The 15,832-nt window shown below is 45.7% G+C and carries 15 protein-coding genes; 8 read left to right on the top strand and 7 right to left on the bottom strand.

The annotated features are described in order from the left end of the window. Positions 1-370: 370 nt before the first annotated feature. From ribA to ACXAGP_RS21990, 4 genes are all read right to left on the bottom strand, one after another. Positions 371-988 carry a GTP cyclohydrolase II gene (ribA, locus tag ACXAGP_RS22005; RefSeq protein ID WP_475263947.1) on the bottom strand — a complete coding sequence of 206 codons (618 nt, stop codon included), beginning with the start codon at positions 986-988 and terminating at the stop codon, positions 371-373. A gap of 55 nt (positions 989-1,043) precedes the next feature. Further along, complete coding sequence (locus ACXAGP_RS22000; RefSeq protein WP_475263946.1) at positions 1,044-3,821, bottom strand: EAL domain-containing protein; 2,778 nt, start codon at positions 3,819-3,821, stop codon at positions 1,044-1,046. Positions 3,822-3,951: 130 nt separating this feature from the next. Next, positions 3,952-4,221 carry a DUF3630 family protein gene (locus tag ACXAGP_RS21995; RefSeq protein WP_475263945.1) on the bottom strand — a complete coding sequence of 90 codons (270 nt, stop codon included), beginning with the start codon at positions 4,219-4,221 and terminating at the stop codon, positions 3,952-3,954. Between the two features lie 20 nt (positions 4,222-4,241). Continuing rightward, positions 4,242-5,690, bottom strand: a complete 1,449-nt coding sequence (locus tag ACXAGP_RS21990) for a protein adenylyltransferase SelO (protein ID WP_475263944.1) — start codon at positions 5,688-5,690, stop codon at positions 4,242-4,244. Positions 5,691-5,887: 197 nt separating this feature from the next. Here ACXAGP_RS21990 and ACXAGP_RS21985 point away from each other — a divergent pair, with 197 nt between their 5' ends. The 3 genes from ACXAGP_RS21985 (at position 5,888) to ACXAGP_RS21975 (ending at position 7,336) form a co-directional block, all read left to right on the top strand. Beyond that, a complete protein-coding gene (locus tag ACXAGP_RS21985) occupies positions 5,888-6,208 on the top strand; it encodes a c-type cytochrome (RefSeq protein WP_475263942.1) in 321 nt (106 codons plus the stop codon). A gap of 64 nt (positions 6,209-6,272) precedes the next feature. After that, the gene (locus ACXAGP_RS21980; protein ID WP_475263941.1) at positions 6,273-6,626 is read left to right on the top strand and encodes a hypothetical protein; all 354 of its coding nucleotides are present in this window, start codon (positions 6,273-6,275) and stop codon (positions 6,624-6,626) included. 44 nt (positions 6,627-6,670) lie between these two features. After that, positions 6,671-7,336, top strand: coding sequence for a glutathione S-transferase (locus tag ACXAGP_RS21975; RefSeq protein ID WP_475263940.1), 666 nt, complete (start codon positions 6,671-6,673; stop codon positions 7,334-7,336). A 22-nt stretch (positions 7,337-7,358) separates the two neighbouring features. On the opposite strand, the gene recQ is transcribed toward ACXAGP_RS21975, so the two are convergent. Continuing rightward, the gene (gene recQ / locus ACXAGP_RS21970) at positions 7,359-9,179 is read right to left on the bottom strand and encodes a DNA helicase RecQ (protein ID WP_475263939.1); all 1,821 of its coding nucleotides are present in this window, start codon (positions 9,177-9,179) and stop codon (positions 7,359-7,361) included. A 131-nt stretch (positions 9,180-9,310) separates the two neighbouring features. On the opposite strand from recQ, the gene ACXAGP_RS21965 reads away from it, so the two are divergent. Together ACXAGP_RS21965 and ACXAGP_RS21960 are read left to right on the top strand one after the other, a co-directional pair. Next, positions 9,311-9,778, top strand: coding sequence for a thioesterase family protein (locus ACXAGP_RS21965; protein WP_475263938.1), 468 nt, complete (start codon positions 9,311-9,313; stop codon positions 9,776-9,778). A 117-nt stretch (positions 9,779-9,895) separates the two neighbouring features. Then, positions 9,896-11,179, top strand: coding sequence for a ribonuclease J (locus tag ACXAGP_RS21960; RefSeq protein ID WP_475263948.1), 1,284 nt, complete (start codon positions 9,896-9,898; stop codon positions 11,177-11,179). A gap of 67 nt (positions 11,180-11,246) precedes the next feature. Here ACXAGP_RS21960 and ACXAGP_RS21955 read toward each other — a convergent pair whose 3' ends face one another. Next, the gene (locus ACXAGP_RS21955; protein ID WP_475263937.1) at positions 11,247-12,626 is read right to left on the bottom strand and encodes a DUF4397 domain-containing protein; all 1,380 of its coding nucleotides are present in this window, start codon (positions 12,624-12,626) and stop codon (positions 11,247-11,249) included. Positions 12,627-12,895: 269 nt separating this feature from the next. Between ACXAGP_RS21955 and ACXAGP_RS21950 the strand changes: the two genes are divergently transcribed. Continuing rightward, entirely contained in the window at positions 12,896-13,621 is a 726-nt protein-coding gene (locus ACXAGP_RS21950) for a PepSY domain-containing protein (RefSeq protein ID WP_475263936.1), read from the top strand. Beyond that, positions 13,618-14,316: a hypothetical protein gene (locus tag ACXAGP_RS21945; protein WP_475263934.1), complete on the top strand. Its 699-nt coding sequence runs from the start codon at positions 13,618-13,620 to the stop codon at positions 14,314-14,316. The genes ACXAGP_RS21950 and ACXAGP_RS21945 overlap by 4 nt, the downstream gene beginning before the upstream one ends. Before the next feature lie 32 nt (positions 14,317-14,348). Here the strand turns inward: ACXAGP_RS21945 and ACXAGP_RS21940 are convergent, their stop codons facing one another. Further along, positions 14,349-14,588 carry a hypothetical protein gene (locus ACXAGP_RS21940; protein ID WP_475263933.1) on the bottom strand — a complete coding sequence of 80 codons (240 nt, stop codon included), beginning with the start codon at positions 14,586-14,588 and terminating at the stop codon, positions 14,349-14,351. Positions 14,589-14,841: 253 nt separating this feature from the next. Between ACXAGP_RS21940 and rarD the strand changes: the two genes are divergently transcribed. Further along, entirely contained in the window at positions 14,842-15,735 is an 894-nt protein-coding gene (gene rarD, locus ACXAGP_RS21935) for an EamA family transporter RarD (RefSeq protein ID WP_475263932.1), read from the top strand. Positions 15,736-15,832 lie beyond the last annotated feature (97 nt).

Below are 15,832 nucleotides of genomic sequence, written 5' to 3'. Positions count from 1 at the left end.
TTTTATTAAGTGATTGTCACTGGCTCTCTCACTTAGGGTTATCGTTATTTCAAAAAAAACCTTGAAGGTTTTTTGAGCTTTTTTGAGAAAATCAATAAAAACAGAGGGTTATTGTAGGTTCGACTTTAGTCGGACAAAGGGAGTGAATCTAACAACCTTGTCGAACTCGTCTTTTTTTGCTCCCTGCAAAAAAGACATACACACCATCCATGGTGCTAAAGCAGGACCTACAATACAGGGATGCAGTGAATGCCGCTTATGTCGGGAACATTTAAACGGCGAGCTACAAGGACGTAGTGAATGCCGTTTTTGTCGGGAACATTTAAACGGCGAGCTACAGGGGCGTAGTGAATGCCGATTTTGAAGAAAGCTATTTCAACAAGTGAGGATCGAACGCGTGGCCCAGCTTTTGAGTTTTGGTTTGCAGGTACTGTTTATTGTCTTCAGTAATACCGTGATCGATAGGCACACGTTCCGTGATCTCAATACCCAAACCTTTAAGGGCTGCTATCTTCTTGGGGTTGTTGGTCATTAGCCTGACTTTATGGACTTTTAGGGTATCGAGCATCACTTTACAGATGTCATACTCCCGTAAATCCGCATCGAAACCCAAGTGCTCATTGGCTTCAACTGTATCCAGACCTTGATCTTGTAGGTTGTAGGCTTTGATTTTATTGAGCAAACCGATGCCACGACCTTCCTGTCGCAAATACAACAGAACGCCTTTGCCTTCGGTAACGATATTAGCGAGTGCTTTTTCAAGCTGAAAACCACAATCACAACGCGTGGAAAACAACGAATCACCGGTCAGGCATTCGGAATGGATGCGAATGGGCACAATATCGTCTTCGCTCCATTCACCATAAGAAAGGGCGACGTGCTCCTGATGGCTTGCCGTATCAACAAAGCCATGGATCTGGAACTGACCAAATCGAGTAGGTAGTTTTGCTGAGCTGACAAATTGAAATTTAGGGAGCAATTGCGACATAGTGTATAAATTCAGTTTCTAAGTAGACCCGATATGTTGCCGACACGGGTAAAATTCAAGTTTCATCATTATAACTTTTAAAGCTATCCAGTGCCTCTGGCATAGCAACACCATAGCCTTGGGCGAAATCTACCCCTATTTTGCCTAGTTCAGCCATGATTTCAGACGACTCAACATATTCAGCCACCGTACCGATTCCCATGGCTTTAGCCACATCTTTCATGGAGCAAACCATGGCCATATCGATGGGATCTACCAATATATCTTTAACAAAACTGCCATCGATTTTAACGTAGTCTACAGGGAGTTTTTTCAAATGCTCATAAGATGAAAACCCAATACCGAAATCATCCAGAGCAAACTTACAACCGAGTTTTCTAAAGGTGTTGATGAAATCCAGGGTTTCTTCCATTTTTACAATGGCGGTGCTTTCCGTGATCTCAAAACAGATCTTCTCGTAGGGTATGCTGAATTTTTCAAAAGCATTGAGAAAATACAGCTTCAAATCTTTATCGCCCAGAGAAAGTCCGCATAGATTGATATTCGCTTGTGTTAGTTGTGCCAGATGTTCTGGATTATTGGCAAGCCACAGCAAAAAGTGCTCCACCACCCATTTATCGATTTTGGTACTGAGATTATATCGCTCCGCGGCTGGCAAAAACGCCGCAGGGGGAATGGTGGTGCCATCGTCTCCGAGTATGCGCAACAAAATTTCATACTGATGACCCGCTTTTGCTTTTTGCAAAGGTAAGTAGTGTTGGTAGTGCAAGATAAAACGATTTTCTTCCAGTGCGCGATTGATCAGGGTAATGGAGTCCAAATCGGCTTCATAACGCTGCATTTTGGCATCTTCACTAGAATACACGTGAATCTGATTGCGCCCTTGTTGCTTAGCCAGATAACAGGCGGAATCAGCCATGCTCATAAGCTGCTCGGCACTGTGAATCTCTTTGCGATATTCCACCAAACCAATACTAACACCAAGAGTGAACATGCGGTTGTCCCAGATAAATCGATATTCCTGCACCGCATTCAATAATTTTTTCGCTACCATATAACCGGACACGGCTTCATCGCCGCGTAACAATACGGCAAACTCGTCGCCTCCCATGCGCCCTAAAATGCCTCGGTTCATCACAACATCGTTGAGCTTCTGCGCGAGCTGCTTGATCAATACGTCACCGGCTTTGTGGCCACAGGAATCGTTAACTATCTTGAACTGATCCAGATCCAGATAAAGCAATGTTAATTCTTGTGGCTCCGAAGACATGGCAGACAAAGCTTCAGACAATTGCCCCTCAAAATGACGACGATTGTATATACCAGTAAGAGAGTCATGCGTCGCCATGTAGCGTAAACTGATATCCGATTGTTTGCGCTCGGTAATATCTACAATCGAGCCAAATAGTAGTTTGGTACCATCTTCTTCACGCATTTGCACTGAAATGGAAAACCAAAACTCAGAACCATCACGACGGATCCCTTTAACTTCCTTTTCCAGGCAGCTACCTTCTTTAATCAACTGCCCGATAATGATATCCCGGTCATCCTTGTTGGCATAGAATTGGGCTGCATGGCGCACCTCTTGTAGCAGATGACGCTCATTCTGATAACCAAACAATTGACACATTGCTGGATTCACTGAAATCAATTGTCCGTCTTGGGTAGTGCTGAACAACCCTTCGGCTGAGTTGCGAAAAAAATCGTAAAAACGCTGCAGATCCGCAATCGTGCTTTTCTGCTGTTCGTATTGACGATGTATCAATACTTTTTCATGGGCTTCAACCGCCACAGCAATACAAATAACACCCAGTAAGATGAGAAGATTGAAACCCAAATTAGAGCCGGTATTCATCACCTGGCCATCAATAAATAAAACAGTATGAACCAAGGTGGTTAAACTAATGGCTAACCAACCCGTTATGTAGACTTTATTGGGAAGGCTATTAAAGGGATTGCGATAAAAGATAGCCAGAAATAGCTGTAATAAGATTACGGCAGCCCCCAAACCGGCAGCCATGACAATCTGGAAATAGGCATCTGGCCAAAAGGCAATAACAACAAAGGCAATGGCGCACAAATAGTTTACCAGTCGCCAGTAACCCGGCATGCCAATCAACATGGCGTAAGACACTTTAACCGCGCAATACACGGATATAGCGACCAATCCCAATGACACAGGCACTATATAGGAGGTAAACCCAGTCACCTGCCCAATTACGCCTTCGTTGTTCAAAAACAGGATCAAGAACACAAAGTTGGAAATGGCAAACCAAAACCGCACCGGGCTATGCAGCATTAAATAAGTGACCAGGAAATAGGTGCCCAATATCAATAAAGCCCCGGTAAATGCACCTATCAATGCCAGGTTACGGGTTTCCTGTTTAATCAGTGCCGTACTTTTCCAAAGATTGATGTTGAACACCAAGGGGCCGTCATCTTTGATGCGAAACAAAATGTCAAAAGTCTGGCCATAATCCAGGTCAAATGGCAGAGCAAACTCCCGATAATTAAAGGGGCGATTACTGAAAGGGCGATTAGCACCGATATTGGCGAAGTGCACTATACGCCCTAGCTGATCCAGAACAAAAATATCCACATAGTTCAAGTTAGGATTGTTGATGATGAGTGTGTAGCGCGCGCGTTCCAGTGACTCGTAGCTGATCGCGACTTTACCCCAAAGACTTTGCTCTTTACCCAAGACCTTGGGCAATTCGGTTGTTAGCCAATCTCCTGATGCACCTTTGATATCAGACAACTGTGCTTGATCATCGGTTAACTGATAACGTACGTAAGGAATGAGATTAACATGTGGATTTTCCTCGTCCAGCACCAATACCTCAGTCTCTGCCCGGGCAAATCCAAGTACGAAGAAGGGTAGCAGAAAGAGAAATATTAGCGTCTTCAGAAGATATCCAAAATCAACATGTCGTTAGCATGGTGTTGAGAATAGCATAATCGCGTCATTCTGACTGCTCGCAACACAACAAAGTGTAAAAAAACTGTAACTTTTCCAAATCCTTAGCAGCGATTGGTTCAATCCACGCAGATTCGGATATATGCTCAATAAACAGTAGATAATCCAAGCCGTTGCAGGCTAAAAAAAATTGCTCGCGGTCGGCACCAATTTCCCTGCTTCTAATTTGTAATTCACTATTGAGCTGCAGTTCATTAAGTCTCTGATGTAATCCATTTTCAGCAGAAGCCCAATGGTAATCCAATTCTTTGTGCATACTGATCCCCTCTAACGACATCAACTACTGCAGGACAAGGCGACGCACTGAGCTGTTGCTGGCGGGGCTTTGCTAAATTCCTGATACTCTGGCTTCTCGTCGAATGGAGCCCTTAATGCCGCCAGTAATTTCTCGGAGAAGCTAAAATCTCCTTGCTCTGCATGCTCAATGGCACGCTGCGCGAGGTAGTTGCGCAGCACATAAATCGGATTCACCTTATTCATGCGGGCATGACGGTCTTGTTCGGCCTCATCCTGATTGTTTACCTGTTCAAGGTACTGAGTTAACCAATTAGCCGCCCACTGTTGATCAATGAAGTGGTTTAAAAAGGGTTGGTTCGCTCCGGATCCTGTTACAGAATTGAGTATCCTGAAGCTGAGATTAAAATCTCTTTGTTCCTTTTCCATTTGCTGCATGTATTCGTTTAACAAGCCGTTTTGATGTTGGTCCATGGCCAGGAAACCAAATCGGGAGGCCATTAAGCGGCTGTATTCCTGTAACAACGTCGGCTCGAATTGCGACAGAATCTCAGCTATTTCTGCTTCCTCCAGGTGATCCGAAAAGGCGTACGCCAGAGCATTCAGATTCCACAGCGCAACGCCGGGCTGTTGATCAAATGCATACCGCCCGGCCGAATCGGAATGATTACAGACAAAATCCGGTTGGAAGTTGTCCAAAAACCCATAGGGTCCATAATCGAAGGTAATACCGTGAATCGACATATTGTCAGTATTCATCACTCCATGGCAAAAGCCGTAAGCCTGCCACCTGGCTATCAACCTCGCGGTATCTATCACAATTCGTTGCAGGAGATCGGCATAACGCAGTTCACTGTTACACAACGATGGAAAATAGGTTTTAAATACAAAATCGAATAACTGTTGTAACTTGTCTTTTTGCTGCGTATGGAAAAAGTATTCGAAATGACCAAAACGAATATGGCTGGGTGCGCTCCTGATAAGCATGGCTGCGCTTTCCAGCTCTTCCCGCTGAACCGGGTGAGAACTGGTAAACAAACACAAAGCCCTGGAAGAAGGAATACCAAGATGATGCAGCGCTTCACTGGCGAGATACTCCCGCAATGTCGAGCGCAACACGGCCCGTCCATCACCTAAACGGCTGTAAGGTGTTTGCCCTGCCCCCTTCAAGTGTAAATCCTGCCACCCTCCCTTTTTGTCAGTCACCTCAGCCAGTAATAAACCACGTCCATCACCTAAATCGGGGTTCCAGTGACCGAACTGATGGCCACCGTATTTTTGGGCAACCGCATTATCGTGCAGAGCCCCTCCGGCACTAAAGATTTGCGCCAGGCAATGTGCTTCATCGTTAAACAATGCCTGCAAGCCGAACTCGTTTGCTAATGGCTGATTCACCAAAGCTAGCTTAATGCCATGAATAGTTTGGGGTAAGACAGGGGAGCAAAGCCCATTCAATTGCTGAGCAAATTGATTAGTAAAATGAGAGTTCATGGGGTTGAGCTTGATTCAGTTAAAAAACTTGCAGCAATACTAGCAGCTTTTTGACACCGTCTGGAATTGTCATAGTTTTGATCTCGCATTCGCGAAAAATCCGCCGATAATTTGATCTACATTCGTCAGCACAGCATAAAAGACTTGCTATGCTTAAGAACATCCCACTTATTTTCATTAACTTAGGATACTCAACAATGCAAAAAGCACTGAAAAGCCTTTTAGTTTTTGCGGTTCTGTCCGCTACTTCTCACCTGAGCCTGGCTGCGGGCGACCTGGCGAAGGGCAAGGCTAAAGCAGCAACCTGTGCGGCCTGTCATGGCGCCAATGGTATTTCCATGATCCCCAACTACCCCAACCTGGCGGGTCAAAAAGAACTGTATCTTGTGGATGCCATTAAAGCCTATCGCGATGGCTTACGCAAAAACCCGGTGATGAACCCTATGGCAGCGCCTCTCTCTGATGAAGATATAGCCAATCTCGCGGCCTATTTCTCTAGCTTGCCTGCCGGCGGCTAGTTACCTAAAACAAGAATTCGGTCTGGTGTCGGCCAGACCGTTGTTCAAACTTTCCTGAACCAAAATGCTACTGTGCTTGATAGAGCCAGATAATTCATTGCGTGAAGCTTTAACGCTCAATCTCGTGACAACTGGCGGTTTTGAAGTTCAACACTGGAATGGTGATGATAAAAAAACTCAAAAATTGCAATACGCTGCCTTTTTAGTTAACCGCTCCAGACTTGAGCAATTACAGCTTAAAGCTCCCCCTGATTGCCCCATTATTGTTTACCAAACCCCGTCCAGTTATTTAAATGAACATTGCTCAGTTAAACGCATAGCGTCTGAAACTTATGAAATGCAATTCTCCCTGAGGGCATTACCCGGATTCGCCAATGCGGTTTGGCAGATATTAAATAAAAGTAATGGTCCGTTTTAATCAAAACACTGTATCTAAAAAGCAAACACTAACAGGAAATTTTGATGATCACCGTACATCACCTCAACAACTCTCGTTCCCAACGTATTCTATGGATGCTCGAAGAGTTAGGTTTGGACTATGAAATTCAATTTTATGAGCGCGACAAAAAAACCATGCTGGCCCCTGAGTCGTTAAAAAAGGTGCACCCTCTGGGTAAATCTCCTGTGCTCACCGATGGTGAACATACCATTGCGGAATCCGGAGCCATAGTCGAGTACCTTGGGCGCGTGTACAGCAATGACGATATGCGTCCTCCAGAAAGTTGTGCCAATCACTTACACTACCAATATTGGTTACATTTTGCTGAAGGCAGCATGATGCCACCATTACTATTAAAACTCGTGATGCAAAAAATTAAAGAAAACGCCCAACCGTTTTTTGTTAAACCCATCGCCAGTGCTATTGTCAACAAGGTAAACAAAAGCTTTATCATGCCCAACATCACCAGACAACTGGCCTTTGTTGAAACACATTTAAGATTAAATGCCTGGTTCGCTGCAAACCGACTCACTGGTGCCGATATTCAGATGAGCTTTCCTCTTGAAGCAGCGGTTGCTCGTGGACTCTGTGATGACTACCCGACGATTCGTGCCTGGGTTGACAGAATCCATCAGCGAGAAGCTTATAAACGCGGGATAGAGAAAGGCGGTCAATACGACTTTGCTTGAGGACCGTTCAGGCACTGAATTATCAAGCAGTGTATTCTTTTAGCAGTTGCAGAAAAGGCTCGCCATACTTTTTTAATTTGGTGTGGCCCACACCATTAATCTGTAACAGCTCGTTTTGCGTCTCTGGTTGCCATTGCGCCATCTCTGCCAGTGTTGCATCGTTAAACACCACATAAGGTGGCACATCGTCCTGCTCCGCAATGCGCTTGCGCAAGTTCTTCAGCAAGGCAAAGAGTTTGCGATCATAATTTTTGGCATCCACTTTTTGAGTTTTATCAAAGGACAGGTTAAGCCTGGGCACCGCAAGTGTAAGCACGTATTCTGCCTTTAGCACTGGACGAGCCGCTTGGGTGAGTTTGAGTGCCAGGTTTTGTGTAACGTCCTGACGAATGATCCCCTGATGGATGAGCTGATATATCAGGTTCCACCACCAGGCATCAGTTTGCTTTTGGCCAATTCCGTACACCGATAGTTCAAACCATTCAGCAGGCATATCTTTGAGCTTTTTGCCTCGCAATACGTCAATCACAGATTTGGCGGGTACCTGTTGTTGCAAGCGCAAAATGGTAGACAGTACTTTTTGTGCCTCTTCTGTAGCATCGAAACGCTTTGGCGGATCCAGACAAATATCACAGTTTCCACAAGCTTTGTCGCTGAATTCAGAAAAGTAATTCAGCAAAACCTGACGGCGGCAAGTTTGCGCTTCGGCAAAGGCCACCAATGCCTGAAATTTATTGAGTTCCAACTCTCTTCGCTGCGGGTTTTCTGATTGCGCTATCCAGTCTTTATTGCGGGCCACCTCTTTTTCATCAAACAGTAAAAGCGCTTCAGCAGGCATGCCATCCCTGCCTGCTCGCCCGGTTTCCTGATAGTAAGATTCAATACTGCGAGGCAAATCATAGTGCACTACAAAACGCACATTGGGTTTATTGATGCCCATGCCAAAGGCTACCGTAGCCACGATAACCTCAACTTTATCCTGCAAAAACTGGCCTTGCGCCCACTCTCGCTCGTCGCTGTCTTTCCCCGCATGGTAGGCCACCGTTTTGATGCCATGACGGCACAGCTGCTCCGTTAAGGTGTCCACTTTGTTACGGCTATTACAATAAACAATGCCACTGCCGTCTTGTTGCTCCAGGTACTTTAATAATTGCTGCAGCGGTTTAAACTTTTGTGTTAACAGATAACGAATGTTGGGACGATCAAAGCTACCGCGATGGACAAAAGCATCCTGGATACCTAATTGCACCAAAATATCTGAGCGGGTAGCGATATCAGCGGTTGCAGTCAGCGCCATTACGGGAGTATCTGGAAAAACCTGTTTTAGCTGTCCCAGTTGTCGATATTCCGGCCGAAAGTCATGCCCCCAATGCGAAACACAGTGGGCTTCATCAATGGCAATCAAACTAATATTTAACTGACTCAAGGAATCAAGAAAATGCACTTGCATGAGCTTTTCAGGGGAAACATACAATAAGCGGCTATGTCCACTTGTCAGATTTTGTACCGCCTGCATTTGCTGTTGCGGCGTTTGTGTGGAATTAAAACACTCCGCGGCTATCCCCATAGCAGCAAGAGAATCGATCTGATCTCTGATCAACGAAAGCAGTGGCGATACCACAATGGTAACGCCCGAGCTCAATAACGCAGGAATTTGGTAGCACAGAGATTTGCCGCCACCAGTGGGCATCAGTACCAAACAGTTTTGTCCCGCTAGGGTATTGTCGATTATGGCCTGCTGACCCTCGCGAAAATCGCGATATCCGAATACAGTTTCAAGAATTTTCTGCGCCCCAATGTCGCTTGATTCCGCTTGAGATAGGGCCTGGCTACTAGAATTCAAAATGGTTTCGTGTAATCTGCTGGTTATTGTTTTGGTTATGCGTTTCAACGGCTTCGCGACAACGCACTCGCAATGAGTCGCTAGTTTAAAAGTTTTTGCGCCGCTAATCATCTAAAAACCCAGGAAACCTTATGCAAGAAGCAAAATTATCGCAAAAGGACATGATGGATTTGGTCATGGATGTTTTTGACCAACAACTGCCTTTTAACCGCTTTTTAGGCTTAAACGTGCACAGAGACAATTTCGAAAAAGCCACCATTACGCTTAACTGGCAGGACAGCCTGATGGGTAATCCCTATCAGAAAATTCTGCACGGTGGAGTCACTGCGGCAATTTTGGATACCGTGGGCGGCTTAATGGCCATGCTGTATGTGGCCAAAGACCTGGACAATCTTACTGCGCAAGAATTTAATCAGCGAGTGGCCCGCATTGGCACCATCGATATGCGAGTGGATTATTTACGTCCCGGAAAGGGCGAGCAGTTTACTGCCACCGCCCAGATGATCCGCAAAGGCAATAAAGTGGCTGTGTGCCGTATGGAATTGCACAACGAGCAAAACACCCATATCGCCTTTGGTACCGCCACCTATATGTTGTAGTTATTGCAATAAGCAGTTTTTATTCCGGAGAAAGTTATCTATAAGAACCACATAAAACACACGCCTGGAGCCCAAGATTTGTGGTTTTTGCCTTTGGGCGGCACGGGTGAAATCGGCATGAACCTGAATTTATACGGTCATGACGGTGCCTGGTTAATGGTGGATTGTGGCATTACGTTCGATGCTAAAATTGATGAGCAGCAGCCACACAAGTTTGATATTGTGGCCGCTGATCCGGGCTTTATCAGCAAACGCAAAGAACAGCTTTGCGGTATTGTGATCACCCATGCCCATGAAGATCACATCGGTGCCCTTGCTCGCTTATGGCGTCGCTTTAAAGCTGACGTCTACACCACTCCCTTTACCGCAGAAATACTGCGGCGCAAATTTCAGCGGGAGGGGGAAAAGCGTCTGCCAGTAATCCACGAAGTCACAGAATCTGAAATTCATCACATAGGGCCATTTGAGGTGCAGTGGCATGCCATGAATCACTCATTGCCCGAGCCATTTGGTCTTTCCCTGAAAACCCAAGCCGGTAGTATATTCCACAGCGCAGACTGGAAACTGGATAACAAGCCGGTACTGGGTAAACCACTCACCCCCAATGCCCTAAGAAGACTAACCAGATACAACTTCCTGGCGACAGTGTGTGATTCCACCAATGCTTTAAAACCCGGTTATTCACTGTCGGAGCACGATTGCTACGCGGGGCTTAAGGCTCATATCGCGAAAGCCCAAGGCCGGGTGGCAGTGGCTTGTTTTAGTACCAATATTGCCCGACTGATTTCACTGGCGCGTATCGCCAATGAAACTGGGCGCTACTTTGCCCTATTGGGTAGAGCACTGGAAAACACAGTAGCGGTAGCACGACTCACCGGCCATTGGCCTGAAGAACTCACTATTCAGGATCCCAATACTGTGGGTTACCTGCCGTCCGATGAGGTGCTGGTAGCGGTTACCGGCAGTCAGGGAGAGGAACGAGCAGTACTAAACCGCATGGCTGATGGCTACTACCGGCAAATGGATCTGGACAAAGGGGACACGGTAATATTCAGTTCGGTCATTATTCCCGATAACGAACTCAAAATAGAGCGCCTGGTTAATAAGCTTAAAGCCCGCAACATTGTGGTTGTTCAAGCCGAAAGCAGTGATGTTCCGGTACATGCCTCAGGTCACCCCAACGAAGAAGAATTGCGCCACTTTTACAAAGCTTTGCAACCACAAATAGCCATCCCCACCCATGGTGAAGCCGCACACATGGCGCGCAACGCCCAAATTGCTAAGGAATGCCATGTACCGACACAATTAACCGGACTCAATGGCGATCTGTTTAAAATCGCGCCTGAGTCACAAGTAATAAAGGGATTCGCGCCGGTCGGTAGGATCCCCTTGGCTGAGTAATCACAATTCAGCTGACGCAAAAAAGCCCGGCGAACCGGGCCAAGGTTGGTTACTAAACCTTTAGCGATTAAAAATCATCCAACAGAATCAGCTGTGGAGGTAAACCACCACCAGCGGCATCCACCGCAATAGCGGTGTAGATGTTACCTGCTGCAAGCGACAACATACCGGTTTCTAGCGCTGCAGTTTTAGTACCTGCGACAGTAACCGTAACAAAATAATCGCCGGCGGCCAGCTGCACATAGCCAGTCTCAGCCAACATAGGCGAAGTGAATGGCACAGCAGAAAATGCGGGCTCGGCATTATCAATGTCACCATCAGCAGTCACGTAAATGTCCACATCGCCTGCGCCAGGAGAGGCATGGAAAATTCGCACCTGTGCCGCAGTTGCTATACGACGAGGCGTATCCATCACCAGATCCAATCCTATGCTGGCCAACTCGCTGTTGGCAATGGCTGTGTAGGTTTGACCTTGCGCAAGAGTTACCGCGGCATCATCAATTACAGTGGCTCCGCCTCCAGTCGCCGCGACGTCGATTAAGTAATCCGTCGCCGATACATTTAGATATTCGGTTGCGGCGAGAAATGGGGCATTTTCCACCAACACAGCTTCGTTATTAGCAATAACATCAACCGCTGGTGCATCAGCGACGGCATGTACCACACGTAGATCTGCTCCAGCAGACGCATCCCAGACGAGGAATGAACTGGTGCCATCGGCCACTAATAACGTCACGGGAGATTCTCCCGCACCGACATTTTCGGTAGCCAGAACCAGTAAATCAGCTCCTGCTGCCAGGCTTAAACTGCCCGAGTCAAATACCACCGTCTCGGTACCTGCGGCTGCAATTCGGATTTGATAATCACCAGCAGGTACTTCAACCTGTCCGGTGTAATCCATAAATGACGCGGTAGCGACAGGTTGTGCTGCAGCGATGTCCGCATCAGGTGCAGTTACATATACGTCAACCATAGGTGCTGCTGGTGCAGCATGGACCACCTGTAAACGTACGTTACCTTCGGTCACATCAGCCAAATCATTTTCAATCACCAGAGGCATGATGTTCGCCGTGGTGTCTATGGCAACCACGTCATAAGTTTTATCATCTTCCAGTGTTAAGGAGGCATCAATGGCCGTTATCGATGTATCGCCAGGCAATAGCGCCTCTACCTGCACGTCATAGGTAGCATCAGGGACTGAAATCCAACCGGAAGACACCTGATAATCTACTGACGTCAGATCAGCTAAAACCTCGCCATTGGCCAGAATATCCACCGCGGGCGCATCCGGTGACGCATGCGTTACTCGAATAAAGGGATCCGTGGTTTGTGGATCCGGTGGTGTCGTGGGTGGTTCTACTTCTGGCAACTTGTTATCGCTATCTGAACAAGCAAACAACAAAGATGCAAAAACAGCGATAAGTAATGGTTTTACAACTCCCCTCATGGCAGTATCCTCTTTCTTTGAATTCCGGTTAATGTAAAAAACTCACTCGAAAACACTGACTGGCTACGGGTAGAAATTTGCCTTAGATCAAAGAGGGAAATCGCTGAAAAACAGATTTAAAGCACCAATATAGAAACTTAATAAATTAATTTATTTATTAAATATCAATAGGTTGTGTATTTTTGTTAGCGTCGACAAAGGGGTTCACATAGGCAGATTACAACAACATTACAAATTTGTAATCTAACAGGGAGTATCAGGACAACAAGGTGGGATTTATCAAAACCAAATATCAACGGCGCTGGCACAAGTATTTATCTCTGATGGTGGGGCTGCAACTACTTATCTGGAGTCTTTCCGGCTTGTATTTTAGCCTGTTTGATATACATGCTATCCACGGTGAGGACCTCGTCACTTCGCCACCACCGCTGAAACTGTCTCCCCCCCTGGTTATCGACTTTGCCGATGTACTGCGCCAATATCCCACTGCTAAACAATTAACCTTAAAAACCCTTTTAGGTGAGCCCCACCTGCAATTCCTCACAACCGATACCCAAGGCAATATTAGTTGGCATGTTATTAATGGCATTACAGGTAAACAGCGACCCGAGCTTACAAAAGAGGAAATAACCACAATAGCCCGCGCTCGCTTCACCGGGAATGCAGAAATCAGAGACGTTTCCTTGCTCACTCAAAATGCTCCATCTGAGTTGGCTGCAAGGCATATTCCTGTATGGCAAGTTCAGTTTGATGATTGGCAGTCATCTACACTTTATCTCCATCCACACACCGGAGACATCGTCACTAAACGTCATAACGGCTGGCGCTTGTTTGATGTCTTCTGGCGTTTACATATTCTCGATATTGAGGGAGAAAACGTTGCCAACTCACTACTTACAATAATGACCTCTTTAGCGCTATTAATGGTACTCACAGGTTTGTTTTTAAGCATCCACTTTATCCGCATCAGATTTACTCAAAGGTTGAGAAGATGAGCCGCTTTTTACATGGCTGGATTGCCACAATCGTTGCACTGCAGGTACTTATCTGGGTGAGTACTGGCCTTTATTTTAATCTGGTAAATAGTCATTGGCATGACAGCAACCATTACTACAAGCCGGCCACAGAGCCTGGTTGCAAAAATAACTTAGTGGGTTTAGCAGAGATCACGAAACTACCAGGTGCAAACAAAGTAGAACTGATTGCAACAACATCAGGATGTTTTTATCTGGCTCACTTTAATCAAAACTTTCATCAATACCAGCCAATGCAAAGCCTCAGTTTCGATGGGTTTACAGGTGCGATTATGAGTCCCCTGAATGCTGAAGAAGCCCAAAAAATAGCCCTCGAAAGTTATTCAGGTCCTGGCAAAATTATTGATACGGCTAAGCAGCCGGGTGGTGAATCCAATAACGGCAAACAACGCAATCCCGTTTGGCGAGTCGACTTTGACGACGAACGCCAAACCAGTGTTTATGTACACACAATCACACGCAAAGTGATCCGCCACGAAAACCAAAACTCACGTTTTCACCAGTGGATGTTCAAACTGCACTTTATGGATTATTTCAACACGGGTGGTTTCAATCACCTGTTGCTAAATAGCATGGCGTTATTCACCTTTATCACCTTTATCACAGGCGTTATCTGGTTAGTATCCAAAATAAAAAATGGCCAGCTATTACGCTGACCATTTAGCGGGAAACTTTAATCTGCTGGTATCTAAACCGCTTGGGGAATGCTTCTTACACTGGTGCCATTAGAGCAAATATGAGACAGCGTAAACTGCTGGGCTTCTGCTTCTGAGCGGTACTTACGCGCTTCTTCAATAGTACCAAATGCTGCCGTTAATACTTTGGTGCTTTTTTCTTGCAAGTTCTTCAGGTGCGAATCATCTAACATCCAAAAAAGGACATCTAAGGTACTCAGGGAGATTTTTGATTCCGTATCATTTATTTGCATCGCTATTTCCTTCAACCACACAGTTATTGAGATGCACAAAGAATAGTCAAGCTAGCCTGAATCTGTTGACATCTAAAATGAGGAAAAATGAATATGGGTGATTTCTTGCACAATTTCAAGAAATATTTTTACCCATCGCAAATTTTCTGCTACGGCTTATAGTCGATTTAGTTATCAGAAATAAGCATAGAAAACTTTTCATTATTTGAATTAGCTATATATTGACCGCCATTCAATGCTAATGGCACTTACCATGAATAAAGATCAAACCAAAGCTGGTGTACTGCTGGCTATCGCTGCCTATAGCATGTGGGGCTTTGCTCCCATGTATTTCAAACTCTTACTGGAAATGCCTGCCCTGGAGATCTTACAGCACCGTATCGTTTGGTCTGTGCTGATTTTATTGATATTGATTCTGGTGTTACGACAGAACCAAAAAGTTCTGAGCGCCTTCAAAAACCCCAAAGTCTTGGGCACCTTGCTGATATCTGGCTTACTACTGGCGGGTAACTGGTTGTTGTTTATCTGGGCAGTGAACAATGATCACCTTTTGGATGCCAGTCTAGGCTACTACATTAATCCGCTATTGAATGTCTTTTTAGGTCGCATTTTCCTTGGCGAAAAATTGCGGCGGCTACAACAAGTGGCAGTTATCATGGCAGTGGTTGGCGTTTCGATTCTCGTGATTTCATTTGGCAAGCTGCCCTGGATTGCCTTGGTATTAGCCGGTAGTTTTGGTGTTTATGGGCTGTTGCGCAAAAAAGTGGCGGTGGAGTCCATCCCCGGATTGTATGTCGAGAGTTTAATGATGTTACCTTTTGCTCTCGCATTCTGGTGGTTGATGGCCTCACCAGCCAGTAACATGCTGAGCAATTCAATAGACAGCAATCTTATCCTTATCGCCGCAGGCATAGTCACCACAGCGCCGTTGTTATGCTTTACCGCCGCAGCCAGACGTATTCAGTACTCTACCTTGGGTTTTTTCCAATATATCGGCCCAAGTATCATGTTCTTACTGGCGGTGTTTTTATATGGCGAGCCATTGGATGAAGACCGATTGATTACCTTCGGTTTTGTCTGGTCTGCCTTGGTATTATTTAGTTTTGACTCGTGGCGTGCCTATCAGCAAAGAACCGTTAAGGTGTAGATTGAATGTAGGTTCGCATTGAGCTATAGGGAAGTAGTAAATGCCGTTTATGTCGGGAACATTTAAACGGTGAGTTGGACAACGGTAGTTGATGTGA

The sequence above is a fragment of the Planctobacterium sp. AWM4_229 genome (assembly GCF_056160305.1).
The sequence above is the reverse complement of the archived record's forward strand: the minus strand, read 5'-3'. Positions and strand labels throughout refer to the sequence as shown.

What these genes read in the sequence shown, in the direction of transcription:
- ribA (WP_475263947.1), bottom strand. Translation starts at nt 988, where the DNA reads ATGTCGCAATTGCTCCCTAAATTTCAATTTGTCAGCTCAGCAAAACTA.
- ACXAGP_RS21995 (WP_475263945.1), bottom strand. Translation starts at nt 4,221, where the DNA reads ATGCACAAAGAATTGGATTACCATTGGGCTTCTGCTGAAAATGGATTA.
- ACXAGP_RS21990 (WP_475263944.1), bottom strand. Translation starts at nt 5,690, where the DNA reads ATGAACTCTCATTTTACTAATCAATTTGCTCAGCAATTGAATGGGCTT.
- ACXAGP_RS21985 (WP_475263942.1), top strand. Translation starts at nt 5,888, where the DNA reads ATGCAAAAAGCACTGAAAAGCCTTTTAGTTTTTGCGGTTCTGTCCGCT.
- ACXAGP_RS21980 (WP_475263941.1), top strand. Translation starts at nt 6,273, where the DNA reads ATGCTACTGTGCTTGATAGAGCCAGATAATTCATTGCGTGAAGCTTTA.
- ACXAGP_RS21975 (WP_475263940.1), top strand. Translation starts at nt 6,671, where the DNA reads ATGATCACCGTACATCACCTCAACAACTCTCGTTCCCAACGTATTCTA.
- ACXAGP_RS21965 (WP_475263938.1), top strand. Translation starts at nt 9,311, where the DNA reads ATGCAAGAAGCAAAATTATCGCAAAAGGACATGATGGATTTGGTCATG.
- ACXAGP_RS21960 (WP_475263948.1), top strand. Translation starts at nt 9,896, where the DNA reads ATGAACCTGAATTTATACGGTCATGACGGTGCCTGGTTAATGGTGGAT.
- ACXAGP_RS21955 (WP_475263937.1), bottom strand. Translation starts at nt 12,626, where the DNA reads ATGAGGGGAGTTGTAAAACCATTACTTATCGCTGTTTTTGCATCTTTG.
- ACXAGP_RS21945 (WP_475263934.1), top strand. Translation starts at nt 13,618, where the DNA reads ATGAGCCGCTTTTTACATGGCTGGATTGCCACAATCGTTGCACTGCAG.
- ACXAGP_RS21940 (WP_475263933.1), bottom strand. Translation starts at nt 14,588, where the DNA reads ATGCAAATAAATGATACGGAATCAAAAATCTCCCTGAGTACCTTAGAT.
- rarD (WP_475263932.1), top strand. Translation starts at nt 14,842, where the DNA reads ATGAATAAAGATCAAACCAAAGCTGGTGTACTGCTGGCTATCGCTGCC.